General features: G+C 40.2%; 2 protein-coding genes. Both read left to right on the forward strand.

Annotated features, from left to right (window positions below; genetic code table 11):
* Nucleotides 1–534, forward strand: a 534-nt coding sequence (locus BMG01_RS10535; protein ID WP_233127310.1) for a helix-turn-helix domain-containing protein, incomplete at its 5' end; no start/stop codon positions are given.
* Complete coding sequence (locus BMG01_RS10540; protein ID WP_143472188.1) at nucleotides 486–1,382, forward strand: IS3 family transposase; 897 nt, start codon at nucleotides 486–488, stop codon at nucleotides 1,380–1,382. The genes BMG01_RS10535 and BMG01_RS10540, both read left to right, overlap by 49 nt.
* The last annotated feature ends 37 nt before the right edge of the window (nucleotides 1,383–1,419 follow it).

Raw genomic sequence — 1,419 nt, forward strand, 5'->3', positions numbered from 1 at the left:
AAAAAAATGTCCAGAAAGTTATTGGGTTTTTCTATGTCTAAATATTCAAATGAATTTAAATTAATAATCGTCAACGAATGGCTGGTTGGTCAAAATGGCCTGAAAAAGTTAGCGAAAAAATACAACATTCCTACCTTTAGATCAATAGTTGAATGGCGCGATGAATATCTCGTGACTGGTTCCATTGGCTCTAAAAGCCACAAATCCTATTCACCAGAATTTAAAATAACCGTGTTGAACTATCTTGAAACACACTCACAATCAGAGGCGTCACGTTATTTTGCCGTCTTTCCTAGCACAACAATCGCTAATTGGTTGAGAACGTATCGAAAATTCGGTTACAATGGGTTAAAACCTAAACCGAAAGGCCGGCAACCAACTATGGGACGTAAACGCATTCATCCACTCACACCCGAACAACAAGAACTCGCTGACTTAAAGCAAGAAAATTATCAACTCAAGATGAAAGTGGCGATATTAGAAAAATTAAAAGCCTTAGTGGATCAACGAACCGAGAAAAACAAACGGCAGTAACGTCACTAAGGCGGACTAAATATTTTAAATTGGCTGATTTATTAGCGCTAATTGGCTTGAAACGGAGTACGTATTATTATCTAGAAGCTCATCCGCTCAATACGTCATCAGACAACAAAATAGCAGACGTCATCCGTCAAATTAAGTCACCCCAATTTCAAACCGAATATGGGTATCGTCGCGTGACAACGCTGTTGCACCACCAAGGTTATTTGGTTAACCACAAACGCGTGCTCCGTATTATGGGTCAAAATGCACTCCTCAGCACAACGTATAACACGCGTAAGCGTCGTTATAATTCATATCGCGGTACGGTTGGGCGGATTGCCGAACGTGTCATTAAACGCGACTTTCAAGCTGATGCACCTTACCAAAAGATTGTCACAGACGTCACTGAAATTCAGTTGAACGATCATAGTAAAGCTTACTTGACCGCTTTTGTCGACTTGTATGCCGGTGAAGTTTTGTCTTATCACTTAGCCAAGACACCAACCATGTCGCTGGTCATGCGGCCATTAAAGTCTTTATCGAAGCATCGTGGGGCTATTATTCATAGTGATCAGGGATTCCATTATCAGACACCGATGTTCATTAACACGTTGAAGGATTTCGGCATGACACAAAGCATGAGCCGTAAATCAACACCAGTCGACAATGCACCAATTGAGAGCTTTTTCCATATTTTGAAGGCCAATATCGTGCATCGTAAACAGTACGAATCATTTCATGATTTCAAAGTGGTCGTTGACGACTTTATCAATTATTACAACAATCACCGGATCAAACAAAAACTCAATGGTTTGTCGCCGGTTCAATATCGACAACTCACCACTGAGTCTGTTAGTTAATTAATTTTATTTTGTCCAACTATTGGGGTTCACTTCA

The sequence above is a fragment of the Leuconostoc sp. BM2 genome (genome assembly GCF_002095565.1).
Taxonomy (GTDB): Bacteria; Bacillota; Bacilli; order Lactobacillales; family Lactobacillaceae; genus Leuconostoc; species Leuconostoc falkenbergense.